The 15,102-nt window shown below is 65.4% G+C and carries 19 protein-coding genes; 6 read left to right on the forward strand and 13 right to left on the reverse strand.

Annotated elements, in window-relative coordinates:
* Window positions 1–2: 2 nt before the first annotated feature.
* Together ACO056_RS03970 and ACO056_RS03975 are read left to right on the forward strand one after the other, a co-directional pair.
* Entirely contained in the window at window positions 3–509 is a 507-nt protein-coding gene (locus tag ACO056_RS03970) for a GNAT family N-acetyltransferase (protein WP_421852137.1), read from the forward strand.
* 21 nt (window positions 510–530) lie between these two features.
* Window positions 531–1,154, forward strand: coding sequence for a murein L,D-transpeptidase catalytic domain-containing protein (locus ACO056_RS03975; RefSeq protein ID WP_421852141.1), 624 nt, complete (start codon window positions 531–533; stop codon window positions 1,152–1,154).
* Window positions 1,155–1,396: 242 nt separating this feature from the next.
* Here ACO056_RS03975 and ACO056_RS03980 read toward each other — a convergent pair whose 3' ends face one another.
* Both ACO056_RS03980 and ACO056_RS03985 read right to left on the reverse strand, forming a co-directional pair.
* A complete protein-coding gene (locus ACO056_RS03980) occupies window positions 1,397–1,714 on the reverse strand; it encodes a GIY-YIG nuclease family protein (RefSeq protein ID WP_421852144.1) in 318 nt (105 codons plus the stop codon).
* A 237-nt stretch (window positions 1,715–1,951) separates the two neighbouring features.
* Complete coding sequence (locus ACO056_RS03985) at window positions 1,952–3,382, reverse strand: L,D-transpeptidase family protein (RefSeq protein ID WP_421852147.1); 1,431 nt, start codon at window positions 3,380–3,382, stop codon at window positions 1,952–1,954.
* 118 nt (window positions 3,383–3,500) lie between these two features.
* On the opposite strand from ACO056_RS03985, the gene ACO056_RS03990 reads away from it, so the two are divergent.
* A complete protein-coding gene (locus tag ACO056_RS03990; RefSeq protein ID WP_421852150.1) occupies window positions 3,501–4,457 on the forward strand; it encodes a DMT family transporter in 957 nt (318 codons plus the stop codon).
* A 197-nt stretch (window positions 4,458–4,654) separates the two neighbouring features.
* Window positions 4,655–7,324, forward strand: coding sequence for an aconitate hydratase AcnA (gene acnA, locus ACO056_RS03995; protein ID WP_421852153.1), 2,670 nt, complete (start codon window positions 4,655–4,657; stop codon window positions 7,322–7,324).
* A 103-nt stretch (window positions 7,325–7,427) separates the two neighbouring features.
* Here acnA and ACO056_RS04000 read toward each other — a convergent pair whose 3' ends face one another.
* Entirely contained in the window at window positions 7,428–7,529 is a 102-nt protein-coding gene (locus ACO056_RS04000; RefSeq protein ID WP_421852156.1) for a PEP-CTERM sorting domain-containing protein, read from the reverse strand.
* 4 nt (window positions 7,530–7,533) lie between these two features.
* Between ACO056_RS04000 and ACO056_RS04005 the strand changes: the two genes are divergently transcribed.
* On the forward strand, window positions 7,534–8,178 hold the full coding sequence (locus ACO056_RS04005) for a hypothetical protein (RefSeq protein WP_421852159.1): 645 nt from the start codon (window positions 7,534–7,536) through the stop codon (window positions 8,176–8,178).
* Between the two features lie 487 nt (window positions 8,179–8,665).
* Here ACO056_RS04005 and ruvB read toward each other — a convergent pair whose 3' ends face one another.
* From ruvB to ACO056_RS04050, 9 genes are all read right to left on the reverse strand, one after another.
* Window positions 8,666–9,697, reverse strand: a complete 1,032-nt coding sequence (gene ruvB, locus ACO056_RS04010; RefSeq protein WP_421852162.1) for a Holliday junction branch migration DNA helicase RuvB — start codon at window positions 9,695–9,697, stop codon at window positions 8,666–8,668.
* Entirely contained in the window at window positions 9,694–9,990 is a 297-nt protein-coding gene (locus ACO056_RS04015) for a type II toxin-antitoxin system RelE/ParE family toxin (protein WP_421852165.1), read from the reverse strand. Before ACO056_RS04015 ends, ruvB begins: the two co-directional genes overlap by 4 nt.
* A complete protein-coding gene (locus ACO056_RS04020) occupies window positions 9,983–10,231 on the reverse strand; it encodes a type II toxin-antitoxin system ParD family antitoxin (RefSeq protein ID WP_421852168.1) in 249 nt (82 codons plus the stop codon). The genes ACO056_RS04015 and ACO056_RS04020 overlap by 8 nt, the downstream gene beginning before the upstream one ends.
* A gap of 78 nt (window positions 10,232–10,309) precedes the next feature.
* A complete protein-coding gene (locus ACO056_RS04025; RefSeq protein ID WP_421852171.1) occupies window positions 10,310–10,627 on the reverse strand; it encodes a hypothetical protein in 318 nt (105 codons plus the stop codon).
* A gap of 158 nt (window positions 10,628–10,785) precedes the next feature.
* Window positions 10,786–11,406 carry a Holliday junction branch migration protein RuvA gene (gene ruvA / locus ACO056_RS04030; protein WP_421852174.1) on the reverse strand — a complete coding sequence of 207 codons (621 nt, stop codon included), beginning with the start codon at window positions 11,404–11,406 and terminating at the stop codon, window positions 10,786–10,788.
* Between the two features lie 53 nt (window positions 11,407–11,459).
* On the reverse strand, window positions 11,460–12,014 hold the full coding sequence (locus ACO056_RS04035; RefSeq protein ID WP_421852177.1) for a DUF4337 family protein: 555 nt from the start codon (window positions 12,012–12,014) through the stop codon (window positions 11,460–11,462).
* A 52-nt stretch (window positions 12,015–12,066) separates the two neighbouring features.
* On the reverse strand, window positions 12,067–12,543 hold the full coding sequence (ruvC, locus tag ACO056_RS04040; RefSeq protein ID WP_421852180.1) for a crossover junction endodeoxyribonuclease RuvC: 477 nt from the start codon (window positions 12,541–12,543) through the stop codon (window positions 12,067–12,069).
* 124 nt (window positions 12,544–12,667) lie between these two features.
* Window positions 12,668–13,018: a DUF3147 family protein gene (locus ACO056_RS04045; RefSeq protein WP_421852183.1), complete on the reverse strand. Its 351-nt coding sequence runs from the start codon at window positions 13,016–13,018 to the stop codon at window positions 12,668–12,670.
* Window positions 13,019–13,034: 16 nt separating this feature from the next.
* Window positions 13,035–13,799, reverse strand: coding sequence for a YebC/PmpR family DNA-binding transcriptional regulator (locus ACO056_RS04050; protein ID WP_421852186.1), 765 nt, complete (start codon window positions 13,797–13,799; stop codon window positions 13,035–13,037).
* A 119-nt stretch (window positions 13,800–13,918) separates the two neighbouring features.
* Here ACO056_RS04050 and ACO056_RS04055 point away from each other — a divergent pair, with 119 nt between their 5' ends.
* Entirely contained in the window at window positions 13,919–14,605 is a 687-nt protein-coding gene (locus tag ACO056_RS04055; RefSeq protein WP_421852189.1) for a type II CAAX prenyl endopeptidase Rce1 family protein, read from the forward strand.
* Here the strand turns inward: ACO056_RS04055 and ACO056_RS04060 are convergent.
* Complete coding sequence (locus tag ACO056_RS04060) at window positions 14,602–15,099, reverse strand: arsinothricin resistance N-acetyltransferase ArsN1 family B (RefSeq protein ID WP_421852192.1); 498 nt, start codon at window positions 15,097–15,099, stop codon at window positions 14,602–14,604. The genes ACO056_RS04055 and ACO056_RS04060 overlap by 4 nt on opposite strands.
* Between the last annotated feature and the right edge of the window lie 3 nt (window positions 15,100–15,102).

The following is a 15,102-nucleotide window of genomic DNA, read 5'->3' on the forward strand; positions in this document are numbered from 1 at the left end:
CCATGACGCTTTCGATCCGCTCCGCCACGCCCCAAGACCTGCCGCTCATCGCCGATCTGATCCGCGCGCTAGCCGATTACGAGAAGCTGGCAGATGCTGTCCGCTTCGACGACGCGGTGCTCGGCGCCAAGCTGTTCGGCGCACGCCCTTATGCCGAAGTGATCATCGGCGAACTGGATGGCACCGCGCAGGGCTTTGCCCTGTTCTTTCACAACTTCTCGACCTTCGAGGGCAAGCCGGGCATCTATCTCGAAGACCTTTTCGTGCGGCCCGAGGCGCGCGGCAGCGGGCTCGGCAAGGCCTTGCTGGCGCGGCTCGCGGCGCTTGCGGTGGAGCGGGACTGCGCGCGGCTCGAATGGTCGGTGCTTGATTGGAACGAGCCGGCAATCGGCTTTTACAAGAAGCTCGGCGCCCGGCTGATGGACGAGTGGACGGTGATGCGGGTGGACGGCGCAGATCTCGCGCGGCTGGGCGCGGAACCGGGCGTAGAGGGTGGAAAATCCGCCTGAAACAGCGTACAAGCAGGCCCTATGACGGGACTGGTGAACAGGCGCGGGCTCATCAAGGGCGCAGCGGCAACGGTTGTTGCCGCCGCTGTGCCGGCCCGCGTCTTCGCCCAGCCCTATAGCGTCTCCGAACAGAACCGCCGTATCCTCGCCGTAGCGCGCGAGCAGGTGCAGCGCATCGGCTCGGTGCTGTGGCGCACCGATATCGTGGGCATCGCCGATTTCGCGCTGCCCTCGGCGATGCCGCGGCTCCATTTCGCCGATCTCGAAAAGGGTGAAGTGCGTTCGTTCCTCGTCGCCCACGGGAAGGGTTCGGACCCGGAGCATGACGGGTTCCTCAAGACCTTCTCCAACGACGTCGGCAGCCTCGCCACTTCGCGCGGCGCGTTCATCACTTACGAGTGGTACAAGGGCAAGTACGGCACCTCGATCCGGCTCGGCGGGATCGACCCCGAAAACAGCAACACGCTCGACCGCGCGATCGTGATGCATCCGGCGTGGTATGCGAACCCCGACATGCTGGAAAAATGGGGCAAGCTGGGCCGCAGCGACGGTTGCTTCGCCATGGCCGAGGCGGATTTCAACGAGGCGCTGTGGCACCTTTCGGGCGGGCGGCTTTTGTATGCAGACCGGCTGGGGATTTATTGAGCGTCTCGCTGTTCCCGCGTGTGCAGGTATGCAGTTCGCTTCTTCCAAACACTTCGTCATTCCCGCGCAGGCGGGAATCCAGGGCCGGGTGGCGCTTGGCCGCTCTGGATCCCCGCCTGCGCGGGGATGACGAGGTGTTGGGGGTTGGGGATGACGAAGGTGGGTGTTGGGGATGACGAAGGTGGGGGTTGGGGATAGCGAGTGGGGTGGGGGATCACGAACGTGGGTTGCCTGCTCGCTGGTCAATCCGTCGGCAATCGCGGGAACCCGAAATCCTCCGCCAGATCGCGCCACTTTGGGTTATCTGCTTCAAACAGGTTGAGCTTCCACGCGCGCTCCCACTTCTGTAGGCGCTTCTCGCGGATGATCGCGTGTTCCATCGTGGCGTGCTGTTCGAACCAGACGAGGCGGTGGGTGCTGTGTCTCTTGGAGAAGCCGCCAAAGGCCCCCTCCCGGTGCTGGTGTATGCGCTGGATGAGGTTTGAAGTTACGCCGATGTAGAGCGTGCCGTTGCGGCGGGATGCCAGCAGATAGACGGTTGGCTGGAAGTCTTGGTGCACCCTGCGCTTCTACGGAACATCTGCCTGCTCCGGAATGGCGCCTGCCGGTTTCCGTTCATTCTCGAACTAACTCTTCGTCATTCCTGCGCAGGCGGGAATCCAGGGCGGCATTGCGCTGTGGGGCCCTGGATCCCCGCCTGCGCGGGGATGACGAAGGGTTGGGGGCAGGGGAGGGCGAAGAGAAGGGTGGGGTTGGGGGCAGGGGAGGGCCGGGAGGCGAGGAGGCAAGCGCGCGCCCTACAGCGGATTGTCCAGCTTGATGATCGCCTCGGTGCTCTTGCGCTGGGTGGTGTGGAGTTCGCGCGGCTTGGTGAAGCTGGCGATCACCGGCGCGTCGCGGTCGTAGATGTCCGGGAAGCTGCGCATCAGGCCGTTCACGTCGCGCGCGACGGTGAAGTAGGTGATGTAGACCGCCCAGGGCTTGGTCATCGGCACCTTGGTGTACTTGCCCGAGAGGTTGTACTGCACCGCCGTTTCGGGCGGCAGGTCGGCGCCGAGGATCGCCATGGTCATCGCCAGTTCGGTCGCGCGTTCGGCGCGGATGCAGCCGTGGCTGAGCGCGCGGGCCGGGAGGGCGAAGAGGTTCCGGTTGGGGGTGTCGTGGATGTAGATCGCGTGCTCGTTGGGCATGTCGAGCTTCACGCGGCCGAGCGAGTTGTTGTCACCCGGCTGCTGCACCACGGTGATCGTGCCATCTGCGTTCTTGGTCGCGACATAGCCTTGCCGCTTGGCCAGCGCCGGGCTGGCGATCAGCTTCTGGCCAAGGCCTTCGCCCACCACGATCGACTGCGGCACCGTCCAGGTCGGGTTGAACACCACGTTCTTGACCTGCTCGGCCAGCTGCGGCGTGGCGGTCTTGCCCGGCTTGCCGACAATCGCGCGGTAAGTGCGGATGATCTTGTTGTTCACCGTGAGCCGGAGCTCCTGCTCGGGCACGTTGATGATGAGGTACTGCAGCCCCATGTCGCGCGCCAGCCAGCGCCAGCGGTCCATGTTGGCTTTGATCATCCCGATCTGGCGCGGATCCTTGGCCTTGGCGAGCATGTCGCGCAGCAGGCCGTAATCGGGGTGCGTGGGATCGAGTGAGGCGAGCACGCCGGGAATGTCATGCGTCTCGGTCGCCTGCGCGAGGAGCTGCGAATTGGGGTGGAGGTCCTGATCGGGATCGATCGCGAACCACTGCACCCGCGCGGGCATCGGCGTGCGCCCGTCGCGCAGGTCTTCGGCGAGCCAGACGAACAGGCGGCTGGCCATCGTATCGAGATCATCGCCCTCGCCCTTGGCGATCTGCGCGGCAAGCTTGGCCGGTTCATAGTCAGCCGGGGTCAGCCCTTCACGGCCAATGTCCTTGATCGCGGCGAGCAGCGCCTGCGCATCGGCAAGGGTCCAGTGCGCCAGAGGCGGCGGCACCGGCTGGAACACGGGCACCGGCGCCGGTGTGCCCGGCGCGGCGGCCTGCGCGGACGGGCTTGCCGCCGGGGCGGACGCGCTGGGCGTCGGCGCGGGCTTGGGGCCATTGACGCTGGCGGCAGGCTTGGCCGGCTGGGCAGCGGCGGTCAGATCGACCGGGCCCTGCTGGGCGGCGGAGGCAGGTGCACCAAGCACGGCCCAGCCGATCGCCGCGGTGCAGAGCATGCCGCTGAGACTGGCCCGATGGATCATACGCATGTGTCTAAGTCTTTCCCTGATTGCCGCCCGGCCACGGGATGATTCCTGCCCGAAGCCGGCGCTGCAATCAAGCAAGCCGGCTGTCTGATTGCTGAATTGGGCTGGTGACCGTGCCTGCATGAGCAGACGGGCCTTTGCGCTTGGCCGGCAGGGTCGCTATGGGCGGGCGATGAAGCGCTCCGCCTCTTTGTTCCCGATACTATCCGCTCTGACCGGCCTTGCCTGCTTCGGCGTGATGGACGGATTCATGAAGATCGCGTCGCTGGCGGTGGGAGCCTACGCTGCGCTGTTCTGGCGCAATCTGGTCGGTTCGCTGATCATGTTTCCGGTCTGGCTCACGCGCGGAAACAAAGATGGCCGCCGCCGCCTGCCCGGGCGCGATGCCATGCGGTTGCACCTCATGCGTTCGGGCGTTTCAGGCGTGATGGCGGTGCTGTTCTTCTATGGCCTTGCGCGCACGCCGGTGGCCGAAGCGATGGCGCTATCATTCGTCGCACCGCTGCTGGCGCTCTATCTTGCGGCGGTGACGCTGGGCGAGGAGCTTTCGCGGCGCGGCGTGGCGGGATCGGTCCTGGCGCTCAGCGGTGTCGGCGTAATCGCTGCGGGCAAGTTCGGCGGGCAGTACAACACCGAAAGCGTGCACGGCCTGATCGCGATACTGCTTTCGGCAGTGCTCTATGCATGGAACCTCGTGCTGCAGCGGCGGCAATCACAACTCGCCGGGCCGGAGGAAATCTCGTTCTTCCAGACGTTCTTCATCTTCTGCCTTCTCGGCATCGGCGCCTGGTGGTTCGCGCCGATGCCGCCGGCGCATATCTGGCTGGTGCTGGCTGCTTCGGCCGTTCTTTCGACCGGCTCGCTGATGCTGCTTGGCTGGGCCTATGCGCGGGCTGAGGCACAAGTGCTGGTCCCGCTCGAATACACGGCCTTCATCTGGGCAGCGCTGACCGGCTGGGTGGTCTTCTCCGAGCCGCTGACACTGCGCACGCTGGCCGGCGTGGTGCTGATCGTCGCGGGCTGCCTCATCGCGCTCAGGCGCAAGCCCGCCGCCGAGGCTGCTGCCGAACGCGCCTGATCGCGGGTGAGCCAAATCCCCTGGACGGGGCCCTGTAACCATCACCTGCGCGCGAGCGAATGGCCGCCGATGGAGCTACGCATTTCATGCGCAGTGCAAGCCTTGACGCGGGGGCCGTCTCGGCGCATCGGGCAGCGTGTCGCGGGGGCGGCTCCGGCGCGGCAAACGGCATCAACTTTAAGGGATTACGCTAAGCCATGACCCAGGTCGGACAGGACACGCTCGGCGCGCGCAGCACGCTAACCGTTGGTGGCAAGGACTACGCATATTACGCGCTCGGCAAAGCCGCGGCGGCTTATGGCGATGTCTCCCGCTTGCCCTTTTCGATGAAGGTCCTGCTCGAAAACCTGCTCCGCTTCGAGGATGGCGGCTTCACCGTTTCGACAGACGATATCAAGGCGCTGGTCGATTGGCAGAAGGATCCCTCCAGCAGCCGCGAAATCCAGTACCGCCCGGCGCGCGTGCTGCTTCAGGATTTCACCGGCGTTCCCTGCGTGGTCGATCTTGCCGCGATGCGCGATGCGATCGCCAAGCTCGGCGGCGATACCAGCAAGATCAACCCGCAGGTGCCCGTGCACCTCGTGATCGACCATTCGGTCATGGTCGACGAGTTCGGACATCCCAAGGCCTTCGAACAGAACGTCGAGATCGAGTACTACCGCAACGGCGAGCGCTATGACTTCCTCAAGTGGGGCTCGAAGAGCCTCGCGAACTTCAAGGCGGTGCCTCCGGGCACGGGCATCTGCCATCAGGTCAACCTCGAACACATCGCGCAGGCGGTGTGGACGAGCGAGGGGCCTGACGGCACGACCGTCGCCTATCCCGATACTTGCGTTGGCACCGACAGCCACACCACGATGATCAACGGCCTCGGCGTGCTGGGCTGGGGCGTCGGCGGGATCGAGGCCGAAGCGGCGATGCTCGGCCAGCCGGTTTCGATGCTGATCCCCGAAGTGGTCGGCTTCAAGTTCACCGGCGAGCTCAAGGAAGGCGTCACCGCGACCGACCTCGTGCTCACTTGCACCAACATGCTGCGCAAGCACGGCGTGGTTGGCCGTTTCGTCGAATACTACGGCCCGGGCCTTGCCTCGCTCACGCTGGCGGACCGCGCGACGCTTGCCAACATGGCGCCCGAATACGGCGCGACCTGCGGCTTCTTCGGCATCGACGACAAGACGCTCGACTACATGCGCCTGACAGGCCGCGAGGAAGACCAGATCGCACTGACCGAGGCCTATGCCAAGGCGCAGGGCTTCTGGATCGATCCCACGATCGAGCCGGTGTTCACCTCGACGCTGGAGCTGGACCTTGGCACCGTGGTGCCGAGCCTTGCCGGGCCGAAGCGCCCGCAGGACCGCGTTTCGCTGCCTGACGTCGATGACGTGTTCAACGCCGACATGGCGAACGTCTACAAGAAGGCGCAGCAGCGCGTGCCGGTCGAGGGCAAGGACTTCGACATCGGCGATGGCGATGTGACCATCGCGGCGATCACCAGCTGCACCAACACCTCGAACCCGGGCGTGCTGGTCGCGGCGGGCCTCGTCGCCAAGAAAGCTAACGAGCTGGGCCTGCGGCCGAAGCCCTGGGTCAAGACCAGCCTTGCGCCTGGCTCGCAGGTCGTGACGGACTACCTCGTCCGCGCCGGGCTGCAGGAGCACCTCGACGCGGTCGGCTTCAACCTCGTCGGCTATGGTTGCACCACTTGCATCGGCAACTCGGGCCCGCTTGCGGAGCCGATCAGCAAGGCGATCAACGACAACGGGCTGGTTGCTGCGGCGGTCATCTCGGGCAACCGCAACTTCGAAGGCCGCGTCTCGCCCGACGTGCGCGCAAACTTCCTCGCCAGCCCGCCGCTGGTGGTCGCCTATGCGCTCAAGGGCACGGTGATCGAGGACTTCATCTCGACCCCGATCGGCCAGAGCAAGGACGGCGTGGACGTCTATCTCAAGGACATCTGGCCGACCAACGCCGAAGTCTATTCGACGATGGCCGGCTGCATGGACCGCGCGATGTTCCAGGCCCGCTATGCCGACGTCTACAAGGGCGACGTGCACTGGCAGGCGATCAACGTCACCGGTTCGGAAACGTACCAGTGGCGCGCGGGTTCGACGTATGTCGCCAACCCGCCGTACTTCGAGGGCATGACGATGACCCCGGCGCCGGTGAGCGACATCATCGAGGCCAAGCCGCTCGCGATCCTGGGCGATTCGATCACCACCGACCACATCTCGCCGGCCGGCTCGATCAAGGCCGACAGCCCGGCGGGCAAGTGGCTGATGGAGCATCAGGTCGCCAAGGCGGACTTCAACTCCTACGGCGCGCGGCGCGGCCACCACGAAGTGATGATGCGCGGCACCTTCGCCAACATCCGCATCAAGAACGAGATGGTGCCCGGGATCGAAGGCGGCATGAGCCGCTACGGCAGTGATGTCGGCGCGATCTACGACGTGGCGATGCAGCACAAGGCCGATGGCACGCCGCTCGTCGTCATCGCGGGCAAGGAATACGGTACCGGCTCCAGCCGCGACTGGGCCGCCAAGGGCACCAACCTGCTCGGCGTGCGCGCGGTAATCGTCGAAAGCTTCGAGCGCATCCACCGCTCGAACCTTGTCGGCATGGGCGTGCTGCCGCTGCAGTTCCTCGAAGGCGAATCGCGCGAAACGCTGGGGCTGACGGGCGACGACACCTTCACCATCCGCGGCGTTGCCGGCCTCAAGCCGCGTCAGGACGTCGAGGTTGAAGTCACCCGCGCGGACGGCTCGACCTTCACGTTCAAGGCGCTCTGCCGCATCGATACCGCCAACGAGCTGGAATACTACCTCAACGGCGGCATCCTGCACTACGTGCTGCGCAACCTGGCAGCCTGATCGCCGCCAGCTGTTGCTGGAATCAGAAAGGGCGGCTCCCCCCGGAGCCGCCCTTTCCTTTCGCCCTCGTTTGCACCGTACGTGACGGCCCGCGGACGTCTGATCAGGCCGCCGCGGCTTCCTTGGCCTTGAGGCCCTGGCGCCGCCGCCCGACGAGGCCCGCCGCAGCTGCACCGAACAGCAGGACCATCGAAGGTTCCGGCACCGGCGTGCCGCCGTTCGACGAGGTCGTCGAAGTGCTGCCGCCGTTCGAGGACGTCGAGCTGCTGGTGCTGCTCGAGCCGGACGTCGACGAAGAGGACGAGGAGGACGTCGACGAAGAGGTCGACGACGACGATGATGTCGAGGAGCTGCTCGTCACGTTGCCCGAACTGGTCGAGGTGGACGAACTGGTTGAGACGTTGCCCGACGAGGTGCTGACATTGCCGGAGCTCGTCGAGACATTGCCCGAACTGGTCGAGACGTTCCCCGACGATGTGGAGACATTGCCCGATGACGTGCTGACGTTGCCCGACGAGGTCGAGGTGCTGCTCGTCACCGCGCCCGAGCTGGTCGAGACATTGCCGCTCGACGTCGAGGTTGAGATGCTGCCGCTCGACGTGGAGGTCGAACCGCCGGACGAAGACGTCGAGCCACCCGAAGTCGAAGTCGAGCCGCCGGAGGTGGAACCGCCCGAAGTCGAGGTCGAGCCAGTGCTGGTCGAGGAGACCACCACGCTGCCGCCGCCGCTGCTGCCGCCGAAGAAGCCGCCGAAGAACCCGCCGCCGAAGCCGCCGATCCCGCCGCCGCCAATCACGACCGGAACGGCGCCGCCGCCTCCGCCCGCCGCCTGTGGCGGCATCGGCGCCATGTAGGGCACCGGGGCATAGGCCATCTGCTGGGGCGCCTGGCACGACCTGATGATGGTGGTCTTGACCACACGGCGCATGCGGTGGACCGGCCGCGGCGCAACCACGCTGGCGTAGTGCCGCTTCACCTGCTTGACCTTGATCGGCTTCACATGATGGATTTCTGCAGCCGAAGGTGCTTCCGAAACGTGCACCGCACCGCCGCCCAGCACTGCACCGCCTGCTGCGCAGGCCGCCAGTTTTGCCAATGCCATCCGAACCGACATGATCGTTGCTCTCTATTTCCGTGGGAGCCGGCTTCTATCCCCGCAAAGGTGGACAGACCCTCTCCTGACAGATTGAACAACGCAGATCAGACCGGCTGCGGCAATGCTGTTAACCGCATTTCACCCCCATTCGGGGCCCCGAAATGGGTCAATTTGGGGCGTCCCGGCAAGTCTGTACCAAACTGGAACCGAATTGGTCCCAGCCGTTACGCTACGGGCGTTTACCATCAGGCGCCGTCGTCAAGGAATAGGCCGGGCAGATCCGCCGAGGGCGGGGCGAGTCCCAGATGGCGCCAGCCGCGATCGTTGAGGCAGCGCCCGCGCGCAGTGCGGGCGACGAGGCCGAGCTGGATGAGATAGGGCTCGATCACATCCTCGATCGTATCGCGCGGCTCGGAAAGGCCCGCCGCAAGCGTCTCCACGCCCACAGGACCGCCCTTGTAGATATCCGCGATCATGCCGAGGTAGCGCCGATCCTGCAGATCGAGCCCGAGCGAATCGACCTCGAGCCGGGTGAGCGCACGGTCGGCCACCTCGCGTGAAATCACCTCTGCCCCAGCCACTTGCGCAAAATCGCGCACACGCCGCAGCAGCCGGCCCGCAACACGCGGCGTGCCGCGCGAACGGCGAGCAATCTCGCCGGCGCCGCCGCCGTCGATCCCGATGCCGAGCAGGTGCGCACCGCGCGTGACGACGCGCTCCAGCTCCTCCACGGTGTAGAACTGCAGCCGCACCGGTATGCCGAACCGATCCCGCAAGGGCGTGGCGAGCAGCCCTGCGCGGGTGGTCGCGCCGATCAGGGTGAAGGCGGGCAGATCAATCCGCACCGACCGTGCCGAGGGCCCCTCGCCGATGATGAGATCAAGCGCGCGGTCTTCCATCGCGGGATAGAGCACTTCCTCGACCACGGGATTGAGGCGGTGGATCTCGTCGATGAACAGCACATCGCCTGTTTCCAGATTGGTTAAAAGCGCCGCCAGATCGCCCGCCTTGGCGATGACCGGGCCGGAAGTGGCGCGGAAATTGACCCCCATCTCGCGCGCAATGATCGCCGCGAGTGTCGTCTTGCCGAGCCCGGGCGGGCCATAGAACAACACATGATCCATCGCCTCGCCGCGCTGCCGCGCGCTTTCGATGAACACCGAGAGGTTTTCGCGCGCAGCCTCCTGGCCGACGAATTCGGCCAGCGTTTTGGGCCGCAACGCGGCGTCTGCATCATCGGTCTGGCGGCGGGGGGTGAGGATGGGGTTGTCGGTCATGGCCTCAGGTGCGCCGCTGCGTCTTGCGAGTGGTGGAGGATGCGCTGGATGAAAACAGTGTCGTCGGTAAAGCGGTAGAAAATCAGGTGGCTGCGATATGTCTTGCACCGGGTGTCGGCGGGCAGTTCAGGGCGCAGCCTGCCAGACAGAGGATACCGGGTCAGGAACAGAAACGCTTCCGTGAGGCCGCGAGCATAGGCTTCGGCAGCCTCTTCGCCAAACCGCTCCACGCTGTAGTCGTCGATATCCGCCAGATCGTACCGCGCGGCGACGGTGATTCTGAAGCTAGGCACGCCGGGCGCGGCGTTCTGCGATGATCTCTTCGATGAGTGTTGCCGGATCGGCATCGATGTAGCCTGACGCCTCACCTTCCTCGATCAGAGCGCGCAGCCGCGCCACATCCTCGGCTTCGGTGCGATGTCGCCGGATAAGATCGCGCAGGTAGTCTCCTGCATCCGCGTAGTGCCCTTGCGCCACTTGGGCTTCGATCCAGCTTTGGAGCGAGGAGGGGAGGGAAAAACTGAGGTCGGTCATCTCGCGATTATCCTCCAACTTGGCGGGGGCGGCAAGCGTGTTTGGGTGCCGCCGTCGGTGATCAGGATGGGGTGTCGGTCATGACGGTCCTGCCCAGCGCAAACGCTGCCAACGTAGTTTCGTGGTGCTGCTGCGCGCAGGATGGGTTTCGCTCGAAAAAGACAAGACTGTGTTGGTATCACCATTTGCAGGGACGAACTGGCCGACCACCCAGCCTTTAAGTTGTAGATTGGTGCTCATCTCATAACCAAGATCAGGCACGAAACATCGTGCATTCCAATGACCGCGAACCTCAATTGTGCGGTTGAGAACTGACGGGTCATCCGAGGCCAGAACTTCTCCACGCATCCCAAACCAGTTGAGAGGATCCCGATCCGAAACGAGCACCTCGGACACGCGTATACGCACGTCTTCATGGCCATCTGAAGGAATAGTCCGCCTTGTGGGAGCAAATCCTTCAAGGACACTAACCGGGTAGTCGCAAGCTTGGGCCTGCCCGCATGTCAGAGCCACTAGGACGGCCGATATCGGCACTGTTTGCCAATACATGCCCATCACCCCGCCGCCCGCTTGAGCGCGACGCGCACGAGATCGTTGAGCGGCGCATCATCGCCCAGTTCCTTCACCGCTGCTGCCACGGCCATGCTCGCGGTGGCGGGCTTGAAGCCGAGGTTCTGGAGGGCGGAGATCGCGTCTGCGCTCGCTGAACCAGCGGGCGCGGCGCCGAGGCCTTCGATTGGCGGGCTGCCGGCGCCGGCGGAGATGGGGACAATGCCGCCCGCCTTGTCCTTGAGTTCGTTGACGATGCGCCCGGCGAGCTTGGGGCCGACACCCTGCGCGCGGGCGACCATCGCGGCATCGCCGCTGGCGCAGGCGCGCTGCAGGTCTTCGACCGAAAGCGCGGAGAGTATCGCCAGCGCCACCTTGCTGCCCACGCCCTGCACCGCCGTCAGCAGCCGGAACCAGCCGCGTTCGCCTGCGCTGGTAAAGCCGATCAGGCGCTGGTCGTTTTCGGAGACCTGCAATTCAGTGTGGACGACCACCTTGTCCCCGCGCACGCCGAGGCGCTCCAGCGTCTTGGCGGAACAATGGACGAGGTAGCCGACGCCGTTCACGTCGATAATCGCCCAGTCAGGGCCGAAATCGTCGAGCAGGCCGGTGAGCTTGGCGATCATGGTTTGTTCTATGGCAGCGAACGTCGTCGTCCGCCAGCCCCCATGCGGCGGCTTTACCCGAGAAAGGTGCTCAGTACTCCGGGGTGGAAACTGCCGCCCGCGAAGCCTTCGATTCCCATGAACAGGCCGAATGCGCCAAAGGCCCAGGCCGCCCAAAGCAGCATCGCTGTTTCGGCCAGTGCGGCGACTGCGGCGAGCGAGATCGCGGTGGAGATCGCCGCATCGGCGGCGTCGAACTGGTCGTCGTGGACATTGAGGGCGTCGTAGAGGTCGCCCTGCGCCTTGGCCGCCTTGGCGAGATCGGGCGCTTCGGCCTTGTACTTGGCGATGTCCTTGTCGAGCCCGGCAATCGCAGCGTCAGCCTTGCCGGGCGGGGCGAGCAGAGCCAGTTGCTGTCGCTCGGCTTCGGCGAGGTGAAGCTTGGTCTTGGTTGCCTGATACTGGTTCCACGTATCGACCGATGCGGCCTGCGCGGCCTGCATCGCCTGGACGATGTTGCCGTCCTTGATGCCGCAGAGCCCGGTGAAGACCGAAAGGACGACCACCGTCATCGCGACGAGGCGGTTGAGCCGCTTGTCCTTGGCTTCGGCGCTGACTTCGATTTCCATGGCGCCATTGACGCCTTGGCGCGGGCGCAGTCAAATGAAGGTTCGGTAAGGCCTACCTATGGCTGCCGATCATGTTGGCGTGGGTGATCGCCACGGCCAGCGCATCCGCAGCGTCCTCGCCCGCGAGCACGACGCCGGGGAGCAGCACCTTGAGCATCGCCTGGATTTGCGCCTTCTCCGCCCCGCCGGTGCCGACCAGCGCCTTCTTGATGACCTTGGTGGGGTATTCGGCGACGGGGATCCCCGCGCGCGCCACCGCCAGCATGGCAACCCCGCGCGCCTGGCCCAGCTTGAGCGTGGACTGCGGGTTCATGTTGACGAAGACTTCCTCCACCGCGCCCGCATCCGGCCGGTGCTCGGCGATCACGGCGGCGAGGCCTGCATCGAGTTCGACGAGCCGCTCGGCCATCGAGGCCTTGGCATTGGTGCGGATCTGGCCGTTGGCAATGTGGCTCAGGCGGCTGCCCGATTTGGCGACAATACCCCAACCGGTGCAGGTGAGGCCGGGATCGATGCCGAGGAGGATCATGTCAGCCTGCGGGTATTTGGATACCCCCCTCCGTTCGTGTCGAGCGAAGTCGAGACACCGGGCGCGGCGTCTGGTGTCTCGACTTCGCTCGACACAAACGGGGAGGGGGTAGGGTCGAGCGGTATCACAGCTTCAGCCCGAAACGCGGCCCTAAGTGCATCATGCCGAGATAGAGCGCCACTGTCAGCGCGCATCCTGCGATCAGCGCGATCCAGAACGACACGCCGTGGCGCAGCAGCGCGGGGATCACGAGGAACATCGGCAGGCTGGGCAGCACGTACCAGAAGGTCGCCTCGGCATGAATCGCCATGTTTTCCGCATCGGGCCGTGCGCGCCAGAGCAGGATCATGCCGAGCACCGAGACGAGCGGCAGCGAAGCGACCAGCGCGCCGACGGTGGGAAGCTTGCGCCCGATTTCCGAAATGAGCGCGATGAGGATGCCCGAGAGCAGCGCCTTGATGGCCAGTGGCATCATGGGCGGCTGCAGTTCATCAACCCAGCTTTTCCATCACGTCGTCGGGGATCTCGTAGTTGCCCCAGACGGTCTGGACGTCGTCGTCATCTTCGAGCACGTCGATCAGCTTGAGCAGGGTCGCCGCCGTCTCGGCATCGACCGTGGTCGTCATGTTGGGCTTCCACGCCAGCTTCACGCCCTCGGCCTCGCCCAGCGTCTTTTCGAGTTCGCGCGCGACCGGGTGGAGCTGCTCGATCGAAACCCAGATCTGGTGGCTGCCGGGGTTCTCGTCGCCGTCGCCCATATCGGATTCGACGTCTTCCGCGCCCGCTTCGATGGCGGCTTCGAGGACGGTGTCCTCATCGCCCACTTTGCCCGGATACTCGATCAGGCCGAGCCGCTCGAACCCGTGGCTCACCGCGCCCGAGGCGCCAAGATTGCCGCCGTTCTTGGCAAAGGCGGTGCGCACGTTGGTGGCGGTGCGGTTGCGGTTGTCGGTGAGCGCCTCGACGATGATGGCAACGCCGCCGGGGCCGTAGCCTTCGTAGCGCACTTCTTCGTAGTTATCCCCGTCACCCTTGCTCGCCTTGTCGACCGCGCGCTGGATGTTGTCCTTGGGCATCGACTGCGCCTTGGCCGCGTTGATCGCGGCGCGCAGGCGCGGGTTCATGTCCGGATCGGGCATGCCCATCTTGGCCGCGACGGTGATTTCGCGGGAGAGCTTGGAGAACATCGCCGAGCGCTTTTTATCCTGCGCGCCCTTGCGGTGCATGATGTTCTTGAATTTGGAATGGCCTGCCATGGTGTTTTCGTGCTTGGCTTTCGGGGTTGGCTTTGGCCGCTCCCCTAGCCGAGACGCAGCGGTACGGCAATCGGGCGCGCACACGAGGTTTTAACCGGCCATGCGGCATCAGGTGCTGGATGACCGCTCTGTTCGAAGAATTTTCCGCCTGGCTGGCCCGACCCTGGATGTTCACCCCCAGTGGCCTTCGCGCGCGCGGCGCGTGGCGGGCCTGGCGGACAATACTGGGGCTGCACCTCGTGGTCCTGCTCCTCGTCCTCCTGCCGCTGCTGGGGCTTTGGCAGAAAGCCATGGGCCTTCCCTCGCCCGAAGCGTTCGATCAGGTTTCCAAGGCGATGCTGGTGCCCTTCGTCGTGCTGCTGGCCCCGGTGGCAGAGGAACTGGCCTTTCGCGGCTGGCTGACCGGGCGGGTACGCGCGCTGTGGCTGGTGCTGTGCGGGTTCCTGACCGCCGGGTTCCTCGCCATGGTGAGCCTGCATGTTTATGAAGTGCCGGCGAGCTTTGCCGTGCTCGGCATGGGGATCGTGGCCCCGGCCGGCTGGTGGTTGTTGCGCCGGCGCGGTGTGCTGCCGGGGTTCGAGCGGGCCTTTCCGGTGCTGGTGTGGCTTTCGATCGCGGTGTTCGGCCTCTCGCACCTCAGCAACTATCCGAAGTTCTCACTCGCGCTTCTGCCGATGGTGCTGCCGCAGATCTGGGCGGGGATGACGCTGAGCTACACGCGGATGCGGATCGGCATCGTCGGCTCGATGCTGATCCATGCGGCGGCGAACGGGATATCGGTGAGCCTCGCGCTGCTCGGCGTCTAGAGCAGGCGCTGCCACCAGCCGACATCGCGCCAAGCGCCCATCTTCCAGCCGACTTCCCGGTAAATCCCCACCGGGGTGAAGCCGCAGGCTTCGTGCAGCGCGACGCTTGCCGGGTTGGGCTGGGCAATGCCGGCAAAGGCTGCGTGGAAGCCCCTGTCCTTCAGCCGCGCCAGCAGCGCGCCATAAAGCGCGCGGCCCACGCCCGAGCGCGGGAAGGCGGCGCTGACATAGATCGCCACATCGCAGGAGGAGGCATAGGCAGCGCGGGTCCGGTGCGGACTGCCATAGGCATAGCCGGCGATTGCGCCGCCGCGTGTCGCGACAAGCCAGGCGTGGCTTGTGCCATAATCCGCGATGCGGCGGGCCATTTCGCCGTCATCGGGTGGCTCGAGTTCGAAGCTCACCCAGCTATCGGTCACGTGCGGACGGTAGATCGCGGCGCAGGGCCCGGCATCATCGGCGCAGGCATCGCGGATCGTGAAAACCTCGGCCATGCG

This window comes from Novosphingobium sp. (assembly GCF_965228995.1).
Taxonomy (GTDB): Bacteria; Pseudomonadota; Alphaproteobacteria; order Sphingomonadales; family Sphingomonadaceae; genus Novosphingobium.

What these genes read in the sequence shown, in the direction of transcription:
- ACO056_RS03985 (WP_421852147.1), bottom strand. Translation starts at nt 3,382, where the DNA reads ATGCGTATGATCCATCGGGCCAGTCTCAGCGGCATGCTCTGCACCGCG.
- ruvC (WP_421852180.1), bottom strand. Translation starts at nt 12,543, where the DNA reads ATGATCCTCCTCGGCATCGATCCCGGCCTCACCTGCACCGGTTGGGGT.
- ACO056_RS04020 (WP_421852168.1), bottom strand. Translation starts at nt 10,231, where the DNA reads ATGACCGACCTCAGTTTTTCCCTCCCCTCCTCGCTCCAAAGCTGGATC.
- ACO056_RS04035 (WP_421852177.1), bottom strand. Translation starts at nt 12,014, where the DNA reads ATGGAAATCGAAGTCAGCGCCGAAGCCAAGGACAAGCGGCTCAACCGC.
- ACO056_RS03975 (WP_421852141.1), top strand. Translation starts at nt 531, where the DNA reads ATGACGGGACTGGTGAACAGGCGCGGGCTCATCAAGGGCGCAGCGGCA.
- ACO056_RS04055 (WP_421852189.1), top strand. Translation starts at nt 13,919, where the DNA reads ATGACCGCTCTGTTCGAAGAATTTTCCGCCTGGCTGGCCCGACCCTGG.
- ACO056_RS04060 (WP_421852192.1), bottom strand. Translation starts at nt 15,099, where the DNA reads ATGGCCGAGGTTTTCACGATCCGCGATGCCTGCGCCGATGATGCCGGG.
- ruvB (WP_421852162.1), bottom strand. Translation starts at nt 9,697, where the DNA reads ATGACCGACAACCCCATCCTCACCCCCCGCCGCCAGACCGATGATGCA.
- ACO056_RS04045 (WP_421852183.1), bottom strand. Translation starts at nt 13,018, where the DNA reads ATGATGCCACTGGCCATCAAGGCGCTGCTCTCGGGCATCCTCATCGCG.
- ruvA (WP_421852174.1), bottom strand. Translation starts at nt 11,406, where the DNA reads ATGATCGCCAAGCTCACCGGCCTGCTCGACGATTTCGGCCCTGACTGG.
- ACO056_RS03990 (WP_421852150.1), top strand. Translation starts at nt 3,501, where the DNA reads ATGAGCAGACGGGCCTTTGCGCTTGGCCGGCAGGGTCGCTATGGGCGG.
- ACO056_RS03970 (WP_421852137.1), top strand. Translation starts at nt 3, where the DNA reads ATGACGCTTTCGATCCGCTCCGCCACGCCCCAAGACCTGCCGCTCATC.
- ACO056_RS04050 (WP_421852186.1), bottom strand. Translation starts at nt 13,799, where the DNA reads ATGGCAGGCCATTCCAAATTCAAGAACATCATGCACCGCAAGGGCGCG.
- acnA (WP_421852153.1), top strand. Translation starts at nt 4,655, where the DNA reads ATGACCCAGGTCGGACAGGACACGCTCGGCGCGCGCAGCACGCTAACC.